The following is an 18757-nucleotide window of genomic DNA, read 5'->3' on the forward strand; positions in this document are numbered from 1 at the left end:
TGATTTAGGGTGCACAGCGCATCACTGGTTTATTAGAAACATCGGGCTTTGTCGCACCCTGATCATCCTTTGAGTCATTACATGCGCTAAGCGCAAGCAAAACAGGAAAAATTAAAACACACGATCGTAATCGCTTAATTTTATTCAAAAACATGTTGACCATCCATTATAAAGATGCCAACACATTAGACAGACCGTATGACAACTCAGTGTCATTTATATTGCAAATCAATGATCTAAAAAAAATAGACCCGAAGGTCTATTTAAAAATATAAAGCACAAATTACTTCAATTGAATATTTTGCAATTCACCGTCAAAGATATTGATCAAGTTTTTGACCACGGTCTCGGTCTGTAACATCTCAGCAGCACGCTCAAATGCTCGGGCTTTACGCTCAGTTTGCATTTGAAATGGTGTGGTTTCATTTACATCTTCATATTGCACAAAAAACTTGGTATTCGACCATTGTTGTTTTAATGCATCTTCTAAAGCATGTTGCAATTGATTGAGTAATTTTTCATATTTTTGCGGAATATGGAAGAATGACTCACTATCAATATGACCTTTCATCACCCCATGCTGTGCAAGCTCTTGTACCGCAGGCGATAAGCCACTATTTCTAAACCAAAATTCCCACTTATCTACGGTCCATTCACCTTGCAGATCTTGCTGTTGCAAAGTCAAAATTTGCTGTGGTGTTTGGCGATCCGATGAAGATGTTGAAACTTTGCTTAGCGTTTGCTGCTCAGTCTGTGCTAAAACTAGACTTTCATTTTGTGTCTTTGTTATCTCTGTTGCGACTGGTGCAACAGCAACTTCCACTGATGCAGAACTTGGAGTTTCAGGCTCAACTTGTTCAGGATTTAAAAAGAAAATATCTTCACTTTCAACGATATTTTTCTCAGCCTTGACTGGAGCTTGCGGTGTTTGACCATCATCAAACATGGTCAACGCAGGTGCTTCATTTTCTTGCTGTTCAGGTGCTGAAAATGTTTGCTGGCTTTGTGAATCTACAGCACTGACTTGATCTTGATGAGATTGGGCACTTTGATCATCAACATTTTCAGATGTTTCAACGCTTGTTAAAGGTTCATCTAAATAATCATCACTGCTGGGTTCAGGCTGAACTTCAGCAACTGCAACTTGAGCCACAACATGTGCATTTTCTTGTGAAAATGACTGTTCTTTTTGTATATTTTCCAAAGTTTCATCAGCTGTATTTTCAGAAGCATGCTCTACAGGCAAATCCTGCTGAATCTCTGAGCGAGGCTGTTCTACTGTATTTTGCTGTTGCTGAGCTTGGATCGCAGGAGAAGCAATCACATTTGCTTGCGCCTGATGGACCACGACTTCATTGGCTTGCAATGGTCTAAATGCAAGTAAACGCAATACAGTCATTTCAAAGCCTTGCTCTTGTGTCACAGCAAGTTGTAAATCGGCACGTCCTTTACACGCAATCTGGTAATACAACTGCAAATCTTGGGCAGAAATATGACTGGATAATTGCATGATTTTTTGATTGATTTCAGCACTATATTTCAGGCTTAAATCTGGTAAATATTGCAACATTGCCAGTTCATGCAAGGTTGAAATAAATTGATCTAAAACCATGGATACATCAAGTGCTTGCTGTCTAAATTGTAATAATAATTGACTCACCCGAGCACGTTGATTTTGGTGAATGGCTAAAATCAAATCATAAATAATCGTCCGATCAATCAAGCCAAGCATTTCTTTTACATCTTGGTGATGAATCGCGCCTTGACCATAGGCAATCGCTTGATCTGTCAGCGATAAAGCATCACGAAGTGAACCCTGAGCTGATTCCGCAATTTGCCAAATAGCATCTTGATCAGCATCAATACTTTCTTGGCTTAAAATATTTGTCAAATGTGCGGTGATTTCATCGACTGCAAGTGGTCGCAAAGTAAATTGCAAACAACGAGAAATTACAGTAATCGGCAACTTTTGTGGATCTGTGGTCGCAAAAAGGAATTTGACATGTTCAGGTGGCTCTTCCAATGTTTTGAGCAAGGCATTGAAAGAATGCGTAGAAAGCATGTGCACTTCATCGATCAGATAGACTTTATAGCGACCTTGCGTTGGCGCATAAGGCACATTGTCCAAAAGTTCACGTGTATCTTCAACTTTGGTACGTGATGCCGCATCAATTTCGATCAGGTCAATAAAACGACCTTCGTTGACAGCACGGCAAGTTGCACAGACTTCGCATGGTGTAGAGGTTACGCCTGTTTCACAGTTTAAGCATTTAGCCAAAATACGTGCAATCGTGGTTTTACCCACCCCACGTGTGCCTGTAAATAGATAGGCATGATGCAAACGTCCACGATCTAAAGCACTTGTCAAAGCACGAGAAACATGGTTTTGACCAACTAACTCGTTGAAATTACGTGGGCGATATTTACGTGCAAGTACCTGATACATGAATGCTCCTCATTACAGGTCTAAGCATACTGTTTTTTTAAGGTAGAGTGAAATAAAAACGCTTAGAAAGCATTCTAATTGTATTTTATTTTCAAAGATCAGCCAGCTTTGATGAAATCAAGCTACGTATGTCAGCAGATATCTAGGATCTGTTGACATTTCATAGCTGAATTGCGATCCGCCTTTTTAAAACCACCAACCTTTTGAACCTTTTAACTCTGCATCTGCACAGCGCAGTGCTTCCTGAGTCAGCCCCCATAAACGATAATCGCCTGTTATAGAACCTATATTGAAATTGTGAGTATAGGCAAAGCTTAGTTCACGTTTTGGATCGCACCAAGCTCCTGAGCCGTTGTAACCAATATGTCCAAAGCCTTTTTTGGCACGTTTCCCCATGGTAATCACACGGTGATAACCCAAACGCCATTTCATAGGAATAGGCATGACACGATCACGTTTGATACTTTGAATCTGACTTAATTCTTTAAATACTTCTGCTTTGATCAGAACCTGATCCTGCCATGTGCCTCCATTGGCAAGCATGGCATACACTTTCGCCAAGCTTCTCGCAGTAAACACACCATTGGCAGCGGGAATAATGGCTTGCAAACCTTGTTGGCTAAAAAAACTAAAATCTCGCATATTATGCGGAACCATCGCATCCAAGAAGTCTTGCGGATTTTGCCCACTAAGTTGCATTAATTTATCTGAAAAATTGGCTTTCTTATGTTTTTTAGGCTTAGCCGCTGCGCTACTCTGAGCTGGTTTTTCTTTTGGAAATGGTTTGGCTATACGAGATAATTGCTCTGTCGGCACACCAAAATATGCGCCATCCAATTGTAAAGCTTCGACCAGATATTGTTTAAATAAATCAGTTAAATGACGCCCTGTCGCTTTTTCCAAAACACCACCAACAAGCCAGCCAAAAGTCAGCGCCTGATAAGCAATATCAGAACCAATAGCAAAACGTGGCGTAGCACTTTGCATAACTTGCAACATATGCTGCCAATCTGCCATTTCCGAAGCATTTTCAATCATATTTCGGATATCGTACAGACCACTTTGATGACTTAAAATATGGCGAAGTGTCATATTTTCTTTGCCATTTTGAGCAAATTCAGGCCAAAATTCTGCAATTTTTCGGTCATATTCGACCAGACCTTCACTCACTAAAATATGCGCTAGCGTTGCCAAAATCCCCTTACCCGTCGAATAACAAACCGACATGGTATCTTCTTGCCATTGCTCAGTTTCAGATTTTTTCCCCGTAAAAATATCGACAACTTTTTGACCTTTGAAATAAACAACTAAAGCAGCTCCGCCAAATTCAGTACGTCCATCTTGTAAACGACTAAATTGATTTGCCAAATCCTGAAACTGCTCATTTACATAGCCTTGATAATTTTCAGTATTTGCAAAAATAATATCTTTGAAACCGCTCATACCAATGTCCTTTTTATTTTGAATGGGCAAAAAAAAGCCTAAATCTCACGATTTAGGCTGAACATATTATAGTGATTTTACGATGCCTGCTACATGTGGCTTTTGAGATTTTTGATTACGAATCAAGAAATCAGTTTGACTTGACTCATTTGCTGTCAAAAACTCAACTTTAGATGGCAAATACATCGGTAATTTAAATTGCACATCAGCCTCGTATGCTTCAGGCAATTCTAAACTTGCCAAAGCACGTGCCTTACTCCACATCCCGTGTGCAATCGCTTGTTTAAAACCAAACGCTTTTGCAGTAAATGCATGAATATGAATCAGATTAAAATCACCTGATACCGCTGCATAACGACGCCCAGTATTTTCACTGACATCCCAAACTTCTTGAACTTGCAAATCTGGCGCATGTGTAGCAGATGCATTTTCAGCTTTTTTCTCTACTGGCGTTGTCACTTTTTGACGTGATAAATAAGTGGTAACGCCTTGCATCACTACTTCATCAGCAATTTTTGCCGTAGTGATAAAATCAAATTGTAAACCTTTATCATGCGGTTTCAATTCACCAAATGCACACGACAAAGTAATCGTTTCATTTTGCCAAATTGGACGATTTTGTGTAATGACATTACGAATATGTACCAATCCCAACAATGCAAATGGAAAAGCTTCTTGAGTCATCATGCTCATTTGTAAGCTCTGCGACAAAACAGCTAAGTAGATCGCAGGTACTCGACCGTTATTTTTAAAACCACAAACATTGTTATAGGCTTTTAGATGCTTCTCATCAATTTTTAGAGCATCAACCACATATTCTACTTGTGGCAAAACTTTTTCTAGCTTTGGCTTTTTAAAAACTAAGCCTTGAATCACTTTTGAATACGCCAGATATGGCTTTGGCAATTGACTAAAATGGCGTGTGTTCATATTTGACCTATATCTCTTGCTATTTTCTATATCGTTTTAGTGTATCGGACAATCTAGCCCATGATTTTCAGTATTACATTATCCAATCATTAAAATGTTTCATCACATTTCATATTGAACATTTAAACTTATTGAACATTTAAACTCAAAACCATCTAGATAAAACACCCCCTCCTTAAGGAGAGGGTTGCTTGGATTTTTTAACTTTAAGTCTTAATTATTAAGCGCCTAATAAACTTTGACCACATACACGAACCACGTTGCCATTTAAGCCTGTAGATGCAGTAGATGCATAAAGTGCAATGGTTTCAGCAACATCTACAGGTAAACCGCCTTGGCTCATTGAGTTCATACGGCGACCTGCTTCACGGATTGCGAATGGAATCGCTGCAGTCATTTGAGTTTCAATGAAACCTGGTGCAACAGCATTGATGGTAATCCCTTGCTGTAACAATGGCGCAGTAAATTTAACCAAACCAATCACACCTGCTTTAGATGCAGCATAGTTGGTTTGACCTAAGTTACCCGCGATACCAGAGATTGAAGATACGCATACGATACGACCATTGGCATTTAAACCTTGATTATTGAGTAAATAATCATTGATACGTTCAGCCGCAGATAAGTTGATATTGATCACCAAATCCCAAAACTCAGGTTTCATATTTGCCAAAGTTTTGTCACGAGTGATCCCAGCATTATGTACGATAATGTCTAAGCCACCTTGACTTGCTGCTGCCGCTTTGATTTCTGCACCAGCATCAGCTGCTGTAATATCAAGAGCTAAAGTTGAACCACCGATTTCTGAAGCTACACGATCAAGATCAGCTTGTTGTTGCGGTACATCTAAACAAATCACATGTGCACCATCACGTGCCAATACATGTGCAATTGCTTCACCGATACCACGGCTCGCACCTGTAACCAATGCTGTTTTTCCTGCAAGCGGTTTTGCCCAATCAATATCTAATACTTCAGCTTTCGATACACGGATCACTTGACCTGAAACATAAGCCGAACGTGGTGAAAGTACAAAACGTAAAGTCGATTCAAGGTTTGCTGCTGCATCTTTATCAACATAGACCAAATTGGCAGCGATACCTTTTTTAAACTCTTTACCGACAGATTTCACAAAACCTTCTAAAGCACGTTGTGCAATCGCTTGTTTGATAGAACCTGTAGTTTCAGGTGTCAAACCCACTACGATGACACGACCAGAAGTTTGGATTTGGCGCGCAATAGGATTGAAGAATTTATACAATTCATTTAATTGTTCTGAACTTTCGATCCCTGATGCATCGAATACCACTGCTTTAAATTTTGACTCTTTATCACCATCATTAAAAGCACTGAGGTTTAAGCCAGATTTTGCTGCAGCTTGTTGAAGCTGTGCATTGTTACCTGCATAGCTGTTTGCATGAATATTACTTAAAACTTGCGCGATTGATTCTGACAAAATGCTATTTGGAGCTGCGCCAAGTAATACTGCACCTTTGATCACGGGTGTTGGTGATTCAAAACGGTCTAATTCAATCGGTGATGGTAAACCTAAATTTTTGATGACAAATTTACCAATCGGAGATTTTGAGAATGTTTGGTATTGATCAGCCATGTTTATTATCTCTTTGCAAATTAATTTATAAATGAAGCTAAAGATTTCATTTAAGCACTATGAAATATGAGCTATTTATACTTCTCTAGTTCCATTTGATTCAGGTAAATAATACTTGAGTTAAACTCACGATGTCTTGACCTGACTGCCTTATCAAATGTCATTATAGTCAATTCAGGGTTTTATGTATTATGTTAATGTATGCTTTAAGAAAACCATCTACATGCTTGGAAAAGCCTTATGAGCAAACCAACTCAAGAAAATCCAACAGTCGAAAATTCTGCACAAGAAGCAGTGTCAAAACCATCAAAAACGACGACTCGTCCTCGTAAGACTACACAACCTGCTTCTAAAACTGCGAATACACAAAAATCGACAGCAGCAGATGCACCCAAAACAACGCGTACTCGCACGACTACTCCACGTGCCAAAAGTACAGCAGCATCTACTACAAAAAAAGCTGTAACAACAGCAAAAACTTCAACATCATCTTCTGTTCAACAGGATAAAACCATGAGTCAAAATACAGTTCGTCGTGTCGCAATCTTAGGCGGTAACCGTATCCCATTTGCACGTTCAAACGGCGCTTACTTTAAAGCTTCAAATATTGACATGTTAACTGCTGCTTTAAATGGTTTGGTCGAAAGATTTGATCTACAAGGAAAGCGTTTAGGTGAAGTTGCCGCAGGTGCAGTTTTAAAACACAGCCGTGACTTTAACATGACTCGTGAATGTGTACTGAACACAGAACTTGCTCCTGAAACTCCTGCGTACGATATTCAACAGGCGTGTGCAACTGGCTTACAAGCGGCATTCCAAGTTGCTAACAAAATTGCATTGGGTCAAATCGAAGTCGGTATCGCAGGTGGTGTGGATACCACTTCTGATGCACCGATTGCATTTGGTGATGGCTTACGTAAAGCTTTACTTGAGCTTAATGTTGCAAAAACTGCAAAAGATCGCTTAAAAGCTTTGACAAAAATCAATGTTAAAGACTTACTTGATGCACCAAAAAATGGTGAGCCACGTACAGGTTTATCAATGGGTGATCACCAAGCAATTACTGCTCTTGAATGGGGTATTTCTCGTCAAGCACAGGATGAACTTGCTGCTTCATCTCATCAAAAAATGGCTAAAGCATATGACGAAGGTTTCTTTGACGATTTGCTCACTCCATTTATGGGCTTAAGCAAAGATAACAATTTACGTGCTGACTCATCAGTTGAAAAACTTGCAAAATTGAAGCCTGCTTTTGGTAAAGGCGAAACTGCAACCATGACTGCAGGTAACTCTACACCATTAACAGATGGTGCTTCTGCTGTACTTTTAGCTTCAGAAGAATGGGCTAAAGCAAATGGTCATGAAGTTTTGGCTTATTTAACTTTCTCTGAAACTGCCGCTGTAGATTTCGTCAATAAAAAAGAAGGCTTATTGATGGCTCCTGCTTATGCAGTACCACGTATGCTTGATCGTGCAGGCATTAAACTGCAAGATTTTGATTATTATGAAATCCATGAAGCATTTGCATCACAAGTTTTATCTACATTAAAAGCTTGGGAAGATCCAAAATTCTGTAAAGAACGTCTAGGTTTAGATGCACCGTTAGGTTCAATTGACTTAACGAAACTCAATGTAAAAGGTTCATCACTCGCAGCGGGTCACCCATTTGCTGCAACAGGTGGTCGTATTTTAGCAACTGCTGCAAAATTGATTAGTCAAAAAGGCTCAGGTCGTGTATTGATTTCAATCTGTGCTGCTGGTGGTCAAGGTGTTACAGCGATTGTAGAAAAATAATTTTCTTCGCATATAACATCTAAAACAAAGCCCCGATTTTTCGGGGCTTTGTTTTATCAATGATTAAAATTGTTATAAAATGATTAGAAACGATAACCCACACCGACATAAGTAATAATCGGATCAATATCCACTTTGGTTGTTGAATGAATCAATCGCTTGCCCGTATTTGCATCAATAACATCAATCTTTGCTTGATTATCTAGTTTCGCATAAGACACCGAAGCAACCCCATACCAGTTCTCCGTAAAGTCATAAGTTGCCCCAACACTGAAAATTGGCGCGATCGCATCAGTAGTTTTCACTTTTACAAAAGGATTTGCACTAGAGGTCTTTCTATCAAGTGCCGCCCCGGCCTTATTATCCATTACATTTTGAATCATGTGCCCAGCTGCAACCAAATCATTATTGATTTCACCATTTAATTTGATATGACTAAAATGTGCGTACATCACCCCTACACCAACATATGGACGCAATTTATTCACCCCAGATTTACCAAATTGATATTGTGCTTCAATCGCAGGCGTCCATGCACGAACCGTTGCAGCTTTAGATTTATTACCCAAATTTGTAATTGGAATATCTTGTTTTAAAGGAATCTCCAAACCTAGTCCTGTATGCGCCATACCCGACATGGGTGCAGTTATCTCCCCTTTACCGCTAATATCCACTTTTGGTGGCAAACCTGCAATTAATTGCAGTGAAACATTATCATTGATGTAATAATTCATCATCAAACCAAGCGTATCTACATCTTCAGCTTCAAGCCCTGTCCCTTGTGCTCTCCAAGCATTTAGCCCATGGATATCCGTAGCCCCTGTTACTGCCGCATTAACATTCTTATCTTTATCTAACAAGATTTTAGCAAATGCTGGATCTTTCATCTTTTCTGTTAACATCGTTTTAAAAGTTATATTTGAATCAGGGACGATTGCATTTGGATCTAATGCATTCATAAATCCTTGTGGACTAATCGTACCGACTTTGGACGTTTGACCATTTGGAACGATTGTATTGATATTAAAAGGATTTGCTGTACCTTGTGGCATCACATGTAACCAACCAGCAGAAACTGAAAAACGTTTAAAGCCATCGGCAAAGCTATTCCCCGCGATAAGAATGAATGATGTCGTTACTAAGATTTTCCCAAACATACTTTTATTCATATTTTTTTCCTTATTTGAAATTGCATTATTCATCTATGAAATGCATTTTTAACATACACAATAAAATCATTTGTGTAGATACGTCTTAAAATTTCTTAGCGCCTGATCAAACTTTAAATAAATTAATTCAATTTTCCATTTATATAATTTTCAAAATCTTGCAAAATAAATATAATATTTATTTATAGAAACAAAATCTAAATAAAATAATTTTTAAATATAACTTATTTTTTAATTATGCTATTTAAATCACATATTTATATTATAATGACAATTAAATTTGATATATTTTTTATATAATATTTACGATATTTTCATACAAAAATACGATTAATTATTTAGCTTTTCTAGCCAATATTTTTAAAATATCTAAATATTCTAATTCCCCGAAATTTAACCTTATTAGACATTTTTCAAAAATTAAAAATGATCTGGTATTTGGGTAAAAATTATTATACAGGCACATTTGCCATGAGGAATTTAATTTACTTTGCGAGTAAATTAAATAAATTATGATTCAACATAAAATCATACAAAATAAATCCAATTTGATTTATCAAATAAAATAATCAATATGTTTTATATATAAAAATATATTGAGAAACTCCCCCTAAAACCAACTATTTAAAAATTAATATCGTTAATAAAAAAATAAACGAGCATAAAATTAAAAAATATTTAAAATCAATATATTAAAAACAAATCCATCACCCCCATCAAATAAAAAAATAGAGCCAAAAAGATAAAAAAAGCTAAAGCAATCATACAAGTATAATTGCTTTAGCTTGTGACTTAGATACTTGGTTTTATCGAGCAAATTATCGACTTCAAATACCAGCACACTATCTTTAAAACCTTAGAAACGATAACCCACACCAAGATAAGTAATGAGAGGATCAATATCAACTTTAGTGGTCGAATGGATTAATCGTTTACCTGTATTTGCATCAATGACATCAATCTTTGCTTGGTTATTCAGTTTGGCATATGACACTGAAGCAACCGCATACCAGTTTTCTGTGAAGTCATACGTTGCCCCCACACTCACAATTGGGGCAATCGCATCGGTGGTTTTCACTTTTACAAAAGGATTTGCGCTAGAAGTTTTTCCATCAAGCGCTGCCCCTGCCTGATCATCTGAAATATTTTGAATCATATGTCCAGCAGCAATGAGATCATCCCTAACCTGACCATTCAATTTGATATTACTAAAATGTGAATACATCAATCCCGCTCCAACATAAGGACGGAACTTATTCACCCCAGATTTACCAAATTGATACTGCGCTTCGATTGCAGGAGTCCATGCACGAACCGTTGCAGCTTTAGATTTATTACCCAGATTTGTAATTGGAATATCTTGTTTTAAAGCTAGCTCAGGAAATAACGAACCTGCAAGCCCACCAGGAAAAGCTGTGCCTGACATTGGTGCCACGATTTCACCTTTACCATTAATATCAACTTTTGGTGGCAAACCTGCAATCATCTGAAGCGAGACATTGTCATTAATATAATAGTTAAACATGAGCCCTAATGTATCAACATCATCTGCTTCAAGCCCTGTTCCTCCTGCCTGCCAAGCATCTAGACCATTTAAAGTCGCAGTACCAGTATTTTTAGCCGAGACATTTCCTGTTTCTTTATTAAGGATTAACGAACCAAATGGGCTATTTAAAAGGGATGAGACTGTTTCTTTTAGATTTGCCTCCTTATCACCTTCCTTAATTGTCGCATTTGGATCAAGAGAATTTAAAAATCCGTCCGGACTCACTTCCCCTACTGTTGCTTTTTGCCCATTTGCAACAGCAGTATTGATATTAAAAGGATTCGCTTTTCCTTGTGGCATGACATGCAACCAACCAGCAGAAACCGAAAAACGTTTAAACCCGTCGGCAAAGCTATTCCCTGCAACCAGAATCAATGAAGTGCTTAATAAAGTTTTAACGAATGTACTTTTTTTCATATTTTTTTCCTTGTAAAAAGTCGCATTAATCATCTATGAAATGCATTTTTACCATACACAATAAAGCCAGTCCTGTAGACACTTTTTGTATTTTTTCAAGACCTTATCAAACATGAAAAGCATTAATATTATTTGTCATATTTATATTTTTCAGAAACTTACAATATATATATAATATTTACTCATAGAAACAAAATCTAAGTAATTTGGTATAAAATGATAACCAGAACAAATATTTTGTGATACAAATCACATATTTTATTTGTAATGTAAAGCTCAATTTTCCCATGATTTTTTATTTAATTATTATTCCATTTTTCAAAAAGAAATTAGGCAAGATTAAATTTAAAGTTAGGTTCAGCGCGTCCTTGCTTTGAATTTTATAAAAGCTTCAATCGATCTTATGATATTGCTTTAATCCCTAAATGTTGCTCGATCGTGTCATAACACCACTGAAATATAAATGTATAAACCAAGATACACATGGTCATACTAAAATCGAGTATCACCGCTTCAAGCAAAGTCATTTGCATGGCATAAGCCACCATCGGGATCGTCGCAAGCATCAAACCACCTTCAAAGCCGATTGCATGCACAATACGCATAGGAATAGTTCTTTTAAACTTATATTTTTGTTCAGCTTTCTCGAAATAATGATTAAATAACATATTCCAAAGTACAGAGGTCACAGCCATAGCAATACCTAAACTACCCGTTGTTTCCATCGGGACTTCAAAGATAAAACTCAATGCTATGGCAATGATGATCAACAAAATGATTTCATAGCTCAAAGCATGTACCAGCCTTCTTTTTGAAATCAACATGAAATAAAACCTTTTAAAATTTGATTGATGCTTATTTTATTTTTATAATTTTGATAAATCGAATCAGATCCTTTCAATATTTTTGATAGATTAAAAGCAAGTGATTAGGGTTAACTTATGAATATCAATCAAGAACAATTACTGATTTTCAAAACTGTCATCGAGACAGGTTCCTTCTCAGCTGCAGCAAGAGTACTTGGAAAAGTCCCTTCTGCTGTCAGTATGTCTATCGCAAACTTGGAAATTGATCTAGATCTAAAACTATTTGATCGTATTGGCCGTGAGCCTAAAGCAACTGCTCAAGCCATGATTTTATATGAAAAAACAGAACAACTTTTGGTTGAGATTAACCAATGGAAACAGCATGCTCATGCTTTAAGTTCAGGGCTAGAGTCATCACTGAATATCGTCGTTGTCACTGAACTTTTATATACAAAATGGACTGATTACGTCGTTCTATTAGAGCAAAAATTTCCAAGTTTGCAGATCAATATTTTTACAGCTCCGCAAGAAGATGCTTTGAAAATGTTGATGAATAAAACCGCACAACTTGCCATGATGTTTGAACGAGAAGTATTAGAATCACGTGAACAATTTGTTGAATTGAGCGTAGAAAACCTTGTCCCCGTTGTTTCTAAAACACATCCTTTAGCAAGTTTAGATGTGATTCGTTTTGAGGATATTTTAAAATGTCGTCAAATCGTGGTCGCAAGTCGTGATAAAAGTATCAAACCAGAATTGCTATATTCAAAGAATTATTGGCGCACAGACAATCACCATTCAGCTTGTATGATGATGCTTAAAAATCTTGGTTGGGGCATTTTGCCTGCAGAAATGTTTGATGAGAATCCTCATTTACAAAAAAAACTCAAAGTACTTCACCTGAGTGATTTCACACCGAAGTTTGAATATTACGTAGATTTAGTTTGGAGTCGTGAAAGCGATCTTGGCTTAGCTGCTCGTTTTTTGATTGATCACATCAGAAATCAAAGAATTCATACAAAATAACCCTTATTCCAGCCCCCTTTTAACTTTCGCTACAAAAACTTTGTGGTATAAATAAAACACAAGTATTTTTAACTAAGAATTAAATAGCAATGACTCAATCAGCATTAGATCAATTAAAAGCATTTACTACCATTGTTGCGGATACTGGCGATTTAAAAGCAATTGAAAAGTTTCGCCCATTAGATGCAACCACAAACCCATCTTTAATTACGGCTGCTGCTGAACAGCCTGAAAATAAAGATCTGATCGAATCAGCTTATATACAAGCAAAATCTGAAGCCTATACAGGTGATGCGCTGGTTGAACGCACGATCGATATTTTAACTGTCAAACTCGGTGTTGAAATTTTAAAAATTGTAGAAGGTCGTGTTTCGACCGAAGTTGATGCTGCGCTTTCCTACGATACCGAAGCTACCATTGCTAAAGCCAAAGAATTATTGGCGCTATATAAAGAATATGGTGTTGATCAAAATCGAATTTTAATCAAAATTGCATCAACATGGGATGGTATCCAAGCGGCGCGCGCGCTTGAAGCAGAAGGCATTCACTGTAATTTGACTCTACTTTTTGGTTTACACCAAGCTCGAGCTTGTGCTGATGCAAATGTAACGCTGATCTCTCCTTTTGTTGGCCGCATCTTAGATTGGTTTAAAAAAGCTGAAAATGTCGATCAATATCCAATTGATAAAGATCCTGGTGTGCTTTCAGTTAAACAAATTTATCATTACTACAAACAACACCAAATCAAAACTGAAATTATGGGTGCAAGTTTCCGCAGTACCGACCAAGTCTTAGGTTTGGCGGGCTGTGATTTATTGACTGTATCGCCAAGTCTTTTACAACAATTAGCACAAGATTCACGTGAAATTAAAGCTGAATTGACTGCTGAACATGCACATGCGCATCAAGAACATCCATGTGCAGCAATTTCTAAAGATGAATTTAGACAAGAACTCGAACATGACTTGATGGCATTTCAGCTTTTACAAGGTGGTGTCGACGGTTTTATCAAAGCACGTGAACAATTGGCCGTATTACTCCGCCAATCCTTTGGCTTAGATGCTTCAATAAGTGATTAATGTTATAAAAAATCAAATTAATCCTTAATTTGTGCATCAAAATAGCGCACTAAAAAGCTGAGTTTGTTATCATAAACATTCTCGGCTTTTTATTTGGCTGTGTCCTTACATCAACATTTGAGAGTATATCGTGTTCGGCATAACGGATATCGCGACTTATATTATCGGTACTATTTTTATTGTGATATTACCGGGTCCAAATTCACTATACGTCATGTCGATTGCTTCGCGATTCGGGATTAAAGCTGGATACTTAGGTGCCTTTGGTGTATTTACAGGTGACCTTATCTTAATATTATGCACGGTATTAGGTGCTGCTTCACTATTACATGCTTTTCCATGGCTATTTGTTTTATTAAAAGTTGTTGGTGCAGCTTATTTATCTTATCTTGGAATCAAATTACTCATTGCCTGTGTAAAAACGTGGCAGCATAAACCACAAAAAATCACATCAAGTCAAACAACGCAAAGCCTTGAACAAGCACACCCTTATCGCACTGCACTTACAATTAGTATTTTAAATCCTAAAGCAATTTTCTTCTACCTTTCATTTTTTGTGCAATTTGTAGATCCTAACTATACTTATCCTGCATTAAGCTTTGCTGCATTGTCTGTTATTTTACAGATTATTAGTTTGACCTATCTAACCATCTTAATTTTTTCGGGGGTCAAACTAGCCAATTTCTTTAATACACAATATAAAATTGCTGCTATTGGTGTAGCGTGCGTCGGTATATTATTTTGTGGTTTTGGCTTAAAACTCGCAACCTCCACTTTATAAAGTTTTAATTCAAATCATCAAGCGATTATTTCACTCATTTTAAAATGCTGAAAACATCCTTTATTAACAGTATATTTCCAGCATTTCATCTTGATCATTTAGGTATCAATGCCCAGCTGTTTTTGAAAATAAATTAATCACGATTACTCCACATATAATCAAGGCTATTCCAATCATTGCTGGCAAATCCAAACTCTGCTTAAAAACAACAAATGCAATGATAGCTGTCAAAATAATACCTACCCCAGCCCAAATCGCATAAGCAATACCAAGAGGAATGACTTTAACCACATGTGATAATAAATAAAAAGCAATGCAATAAAAGAACAGCACAGCGATCGAAGGAAGTAATTTTGTAAAACCTTCAGATTTAACAATAAAAGTTGATCCAATAACTTCAGAAATAATGGCAAAACCAAGATAGATATAGGCTAATACTACTGGATTCATCAAGTTTCTCTTTAAAATACGACAATGGCGATAGTATAAGTTTGTTAAAAAATTGCGCAAATAAAATGAGAATATTTACGTTATATTTCATGAAATTTTAATATCAAAAACTAATCTATAGTATTTTTATCCCAAAAAGCTTGTCGAACTTCAGGCATCGCATTTAACAATTCTATAATTGGTTGAATTTCCTCGGTTTCAATTGAGCTTGCTATCAGCATCGCTTCAATTTCAACATCTTTTTCCCCGAAAGGATGAACATTGATATCTTTTGCAGGAAAATGATGACGGGTCAGTGCCAAATTCAATTCATCCATCACTTTCTTGGTTGCCATTTTATCGCAAACAATATAAATCACGTGAAGTACTTCTGACTCATCATCAAGAGGACTTCGATCAATCATATGTACAATAGGACGCAATAACGTATTTGCAGCGATAATAAATAAGGTTGCAAGTAACGCTTCCAGTATTAAATCAGAACCAGCAGCCGCACCTACAGCTGCCGAGCACCATAACGTTGCTGCTGTATTTAAACCATGGATACTGCCTTCTTGACGCATAATGACGCCTGCGCCCAAAAAACCGATTCCAGATACCACATAAGCAATGACTCTTACAGCACCATCAGCACCCGACAAATTATTTGCAATATCCACAAAAATTGCAGCACCAACTGCAACTAAAACATTGGTTCTTAACCCTGCCGTACGCTGACGATATTGTCTCTCAAAGCCAATTAAACCGCCCAAGACAAAGGCTGTAAATAAGCTAATCAAGGTATCAACCGTATTAGAGACACTAAAGTGCTGCATGAATTGTAATTGCATCTTTGAAAATTCTTTTTGTAGTTCGCGATCGTTGTTAGTATGCATCAAAAATATTGAATTCATATGAATAATAAAAAAATTTTGATTATTTTCTTGCAAATACGTGCCAATCAGCTCAAATAAAACTCACTTTTTAGTCATTTAAAAATATATAAGATATTTAAATTCAGTACATATATTAGGCATTTTTTCAATTTCATATTTCGGTATTTTTGTTATTTTTAAAATATCAAGCCTAAAAAAATAAAAATGATTTAAAAATATACAAAATTTGATATATAGTGAATATAATAACTATTTAAACCATTAAAACTCTATCATCCATTTTTATAAATAATGCAAAATAAATCACTAAAATAAGTTATAAAATCCTTTCTATCAATATATTTATTTATATTTTATAAAACAATATTGTTTTTTATTTATTTAAATATTTATACTTTTTTTTAAAGGCGGATTCAAGCAGCAAGTGCAACAGTATAAAAACCAGCCATAACTTCACTTGGCGTATACCAGCCTAGTGTTTTTCTAGGACGATGGTTGAGTGAAAATTCTATCTGCTCTATTTCATCGTTTGACACGTCATCAAACGATGATGATTTTGGCAGATATTGCCGGATTAAACCATTCGTATTTTCATTTCTAGCTCGCTGAATAGACTTGTAAGGATCAGCAAAATAAGTATCTATGCCGACATCAGTAATTCTTTTGTGTTCGGCAAATTCCTTTCCATTATCAAATGTTACACTATAAGCATGGCTCATTCGTAAACGATCTAATGCACAAGTAATCGTTTTAGAGGATGCTCTCGTTGACCCTAAATGAACAATATGTACGTACAGGCTCTTTCGATCAACGAGGGTTAATAAAGCTCCTTTATGATGTTTACCAATCACCGTATCACCTTCGAAATCTCCTAAACGTTGTCGCTGATCAATGACCTGGTCTCGGCAATGAATACTTGTTTTATCAATGATTTGCCCTCTACGATCCGTGTTTTTGTAACCTCGTTTTCGATATTTCTTCTGATGCCTTAAGTGTAGATGGAGGTTACCTCCTTGTGATTTATCTTGATAAATGTGCTGGTAAATCCACTCATGTGAAGGTACATCCAGCCAACCGCGTTGTGTTAAAGCACCTGAAATTTGTTCTGGTGACCAGTCTAAGCCAATTAAGTAATCAATATAAGCGAAGGCAAATGCTGTCATGGATGATGAAGGATGGTACCGTCTTTGACTTGCAAATTTCGCTGCCTGTTGAGCTCTATATCCACGTTGCCCAGTATTTCTTTTTAACTCACGGTAGATGGTTGATCGTGAACGCCCTAACTCCCGAGCAAGGCTAGCGATTGAACTTTTACTTTTCAAAGTAGCATAAATTTCGTATCTTTCATCTTGAGAAAGTTGGGTGTATTTCTTCATTGTGTGCTTTCCAATTGCGAGTTGAAAAAGTCTAATGATTCTATGAATACACCTAACTTTTTCAACTAACTACAAGTGTGTTGCACTTGGGATTTGAATCTGCGAAATTTAATCTTTATATTCAAATATAAAAATTTATCAAAAAATCATTAATTTTAAATTAAATAAACCACTATAAAAAATTACAAATTGTTACTTAATCTTCTTTTATTAATCATATAAATATGTTCACACATTAACTCGAGGAACTATTATGAAGACAGATCTCCCACTCAAAAAAGTAAAAAATGTTTATTTTAGAAATGGAGAACATCATATGGTTCTACTCAGTATATTTGCACATGCAGCAGAAAGACAAAATTGGACTTCTGATGAAATACAGCAGGTTATCTGTGAAGCGAGAAAACATGACTATTTACATTTACTCAATACATTGAGATATTTTTGTGAAATAAAAAATATCTAATTTGAAGAAATAAATCCTTTTAAATATAAAAAGGATTTATTTTAATTTTTTTAATGTGAATTTGAATCATGCATAGGATTTTAATGTCTTTACTAAGTGTGCATAATCTTTGCGTCTGGCTTCAGTAACCACTGTTTTAATCTCATTAAAATGCCAATTTTGTCTTTTTGCACTATAGATAAATATAGACAACAAAATCATCGGATGTTCACCTTGTCTAAAGTATATTTGCTTAATTTTTTTATCAACTTTCATCATGTACCTCCAGCTTTATCTCAATATAGCAAGTACATAACAGCCTTTCTTAGCAATTGGGCATCGTCTAAATAGTAATTTGCGAATCTATAAGTATTTATATAAATGTGTTTTTTTGGATTATTTAAATTTTTTATCTAAGATTTTTGGGGTTAGATCATGATTTATAACTGACTTTGTAGAAATTTATAATTTGCTTGGTTCTATATTTTTATTATGTATTTTTTATAAACAAAAAAATGCTGCTCACTCAAACAATCAAGTCAGCAGCACTTTTCTAAACTCA

16 protein-coding genes are annotated in these 18757 nt (G+C 36.2%); 5 read left to right on the plus strand and 11 right to left on the minus strand.

Annotated elements, in window-relative coordinates:
- Nucleotides 1-283: 283 nt before the first annotated feature.
- The 4 genes from dnaX to F960_RS13580 form a co-directional block, all read right to left on the minus strand.
- Nucleotides 284-2446 carry a DNA polymerase III subunit gamma/tau gene (dnaX, locus tag F960_RS13565; RefSeq protein WP_004866072.1) on the minus strand — a complete coding sequence of 721 codons (2163 nt, stop codon included), beginning with the start codon at nt 2444-2446 and terminating at the stop codon, nt 284-286.
- Between the two features lie 186 nt (nt 2447-2632).
- Nucleotides 2633-3889: a serine hydrolase domain-containing protein gene (locus F960_RS13570; protein WP_004866074.1), complete on the minus strand. Its 1257-nt coding sequence runs from the start codon at nt 3887-3889 to the stop codon at nt 2633-2635.
- A 66-nt stretch (nt 3890-3955) separates the two neighbouring features.
- Complete coding sequence (locus tag F960_RS13575; RefSeq protein ID WP_004866075.1) at nt 3956-4819, minus strand: MaoC family dehydratase; 864 nt, start codon at nt 4817-4819, stop codon at nt 3956-3958.
- Nucleotides 4820-5039: 220 nt separating this feature from the next.
- The gene (locus F960_RS13580; protein ID WP_004866078.1) at nt 5040-6431 is read right to left on the minus strand and encodes a 3-oxoacyl-ACP reductase; all 1392 of its coding nucleotides are present in this window, start codon (nt 6429-6431) and stop codon (nt 5040-5042) included.
- Nucleotides 6432-6671: 240 nt separating this feature from the next.
- On the opposite strand from F960_RS13580, the gene F960_RS13585 reads away from it, so the two are divergent.
- Nucleotides 6672-8225, plus strand: coding sequence for an acetyl-CoA C-acetyltransferase (locus F960_RS13585; RefSeq protein ID WP_004866080.1), 1554 nt, complete (start codon nt 6672-6674; stop codon nt 8223-8225).
- Between the two features lie 83 nt (nt 8226-8308).
- On the opposite strand, the gene F960_RS13590 is transcribed toward F960_RS13585, so the two are convergent.
- From F960_RS13590 to aceI, 3 genes are all read right to left on the minus strand, one after another.
- On the minus strand, nt 8309-9394 hold the full coding sequence (locus F960_RS13590) for an OmpW/AlkL family protein (RefSeq protein ID WP_004866082.1): 1086 nt from the start codon (nt 9392-9394) through the stop codon (nt 8309-8311).
- 856 nt (nt 9395-10250) lie between these two features.
- Entirely contained in the window at nt 10251-11357 is a 1107-nt protein-coding gene (locus tag F960_RS13595) for an OmpW/AlkL family protein (protein WP_004866084.1), read from the minus strand.
- Between the two features lie 401 nt (nt 11358-11758).
- Entirely contained in the window at nt 11759-12181 is a 423-nt protein-coding gene (gene aceI / locus F960_RS13600; protein WP_004866088.1) for a chlorhexidine efflux PACE transporter AceI, read from the minus strand.
- A gap of 117 nt (nt 12182-12298) precedes the next feature.
- Here aceI and aceR point away from each other — a divergent pair, with 117 nt between their 5' ends.
- From aceR to leuE, 3 genes are all read left to right on the plus strand, one after another.
- Nucleotides 12299-13189, plus strand: coding sequence for an HTH-type transcriptional regulator AceR (gene aceR / locus F960_RS13605; protein WP_004866090.1), 891 nt, complete (start codon nt 12299-12301; stop codon nt 13187-13189).
- 89 nt (nt 13190-13278) lie between these two features.
- Nucleotides 13279-14268 (plus strand): transaldolase, encoded by a 990-nt coding sequence (gene tal / locus F960_RS13610; protein ID WP_004866093.1) that lies wholly within the window; start codon nt 13279-13281, stop codon nt 14266-14268.
- 130 nt (nt 14269-14398) lie between these two features.
- Nucleotides 14399-15049, plus strand: coding sequence for a leucine efflux protein LeuE (gene leuE / locus F960_RS13615; RefSeq protein ID WP_004866095.1), 651 nt, complete (start codon nt 14399-14401; stop codon nt 15047-15049).
- Nucleotides 15050-15154: 105 nt separating this feature from the next.
- On the opposite strand, the gene F960_RS13620 is transcribed toward leuE, so the two are convergent.
- The 3 genes from F960_RS13620 to F960_RS13630 all read right to left on the minus strand — a co-directional run bounded on the left by F960_RS13620 (nt 15155) and on the right by F960_RS13630 (nt 17750).
- Nucleotides 15155-15499, minus strand: coding sequence for an SMR family transporter (locus F960_RS13620; protein ID WP_004866099.1), 345 nt, complete (start codon nt 15497-15499; stop codon nt 15155-15157).
- A 110-nt stretch (nt 15500-15609) separates the two neighbouring features.
- Complete coding sequence (locus F960_RS13625; RefSeq protein WP_020846527.1) at nt 15610-16329, minus strand: MgtC/SapB family protein; 720 nt, start codon at nt 16327-16329, stop codon at nt 15610-15612.
- A 458-nt stretch (nt 16330-16787) separates the two neighbouring features.
- Nucleotides 16788-17750 carry an IS30 family transposase gene (locus tag F960_RS13630; protein WP_004854881.1) on the minus strand — a complete coding sequence of 321 codons (963 nt, stop codon included), beginning with the start codon at nt 17748-17750 and terminating at the stop codon, nt 16788-16790.
- 253 nt (nt 17751-18003) lie between these two features.
- On the opposite strand from F960_RS13630, the gene F960_RS13635 reads away from it, so the two are divergent.
- Nucleotides 18004-18216 (plus strand): hypothetical protein, encoded by a 213-nt coding sequence (locus F960_RS13635; RefSeq protein WP_004866105.1) that lies wholly within the window; start codon nt 18004-18006, stop codon nt 18214-18216.
- Nucleotides 18217-18282: 66 nt separating this feature from the next.
- Here F960_RS13635 and F960_RS13640 read toward each other — a convergent pair whose 3' ends face one another.
- Nucleotides 18283-18471 carry a hypothetical protein gene (locus tag F960_RS13640; protein ID WP_004866108.1) on the minus strand — a complete coding sequence of 63 codons (189 nt, stop codon included), beginning with the start codon at nt 18469-18471 and terminating at the stop codon, nt 18283-18285.
- Nucleotides 18472-18757: the final 286 nt, after the last annotated feature.

This window comes from Acinetobacter gerneri DSM 14967 = CIP 107464 = MTCC 9824 (assembly GCF_000368565.1).
GTDB lineage: Bacteria > Pseudomonadota > Gammaproteobacteria > Pseudomonadales > Moraxellaceae > Acinetobacter > Acinetobacter gerneri.

Coding starts and splice junctions, on each gene's coding strand:
- F960_RS13585 (WP_004866080.1), top strand. CDS start 6,672: ATGAGCAAACCAACTCAAGAAAATCCAACAGTCGAAAATTCTGCACAA.
- F960_RS13630 (WP_004854881.1), bottom strand. CDS start 17,750: ATGAAGAAATACACCCAACTTTCTCAAGATGAAAGATACGAAATTTAT.
- F960_RS13640 (WP_004866108.1), bottom strand. CDS start 18,471: ATGAAAGTTGATAAAAAAATTAAGCAAATATACTTTAGACAAGGTGAA.
- F960_RS13575 (WP_004866075.1), bottom strand. CDS start 4,819: ATGAACACACGCCATTTTAGTCAATTGCCAAAGCCATATCTGGCGTAT.
- F960_RS13625 (WP_020846527.1), bottom strand. CDS start 16,329: ATGCAATTACAATTCATGCAGCACTTTAGTGTCTCTAATACGGTTGAT.
- aceI (WP_004866088.1), bottom strand. CDS start 12,181: ATGTTGATTTCAAAAAGAAGGCTGGTACATGCTTTGAGCTATGAAATC.
- F960_RS13635 (WP_004866105.1), top strand. CDS start 18,004: ATGAAGACAGATCTCCCACTCAAAAAAGTAAAAAATGTTTATTTTAGA.
- F960_RS13590 (WP_004866082.1), bottom strand. CDS start 9,394: ATGAATAAAAGTATGTTTGGGAAAATCTTAGTAACGACATCATTCATT.
- tal (WP_004866093.1), top strand. CDS start 13,279: ATGACTCAATCAGCATTAGATCAATTAAAAGCATTTACTACCATTGTT.
- F960_RS13620 (WP_004866099.1), bottom strand. CDS start 15,499: ATGAATCCAGTAGTATTAGCCTATATCTATCTTGGTTTTGCCATTATT.
- F960_RS13580 (WP_004866078.1), bottom strand. CDS start 6,431: ATGGCTGATCAATACCAAACATTCTCAAAATCTCCGATTGGTAAATTT.
- F960_RS13570 (WP_004866074.1), bottom strand. CDS start 3,889: ATGAGCGGTTTCAAAGATATTATTTTTGCAAATACTGAAAATTATCAA.
- dnaX (WP_004866072.1), bottom strand. CDS start 2,446: ATGTATCAGGTACTTGCACGTAAATATCGCCCACGTAATTTCAACGAG.
- F960_RS13595 (WP_004866084.1), bottom strand. CDS start 11,357: ATGAAAAAAAGTACATTCGTTAAAACTTTATTAAGCACTTCATTGATT.
- aceR (WP_004866090.1), top strand. CDS start 12,299: ATGAATATCAATCAAGAACAATTACTGATTTTCAAAACTGTCATCGAG.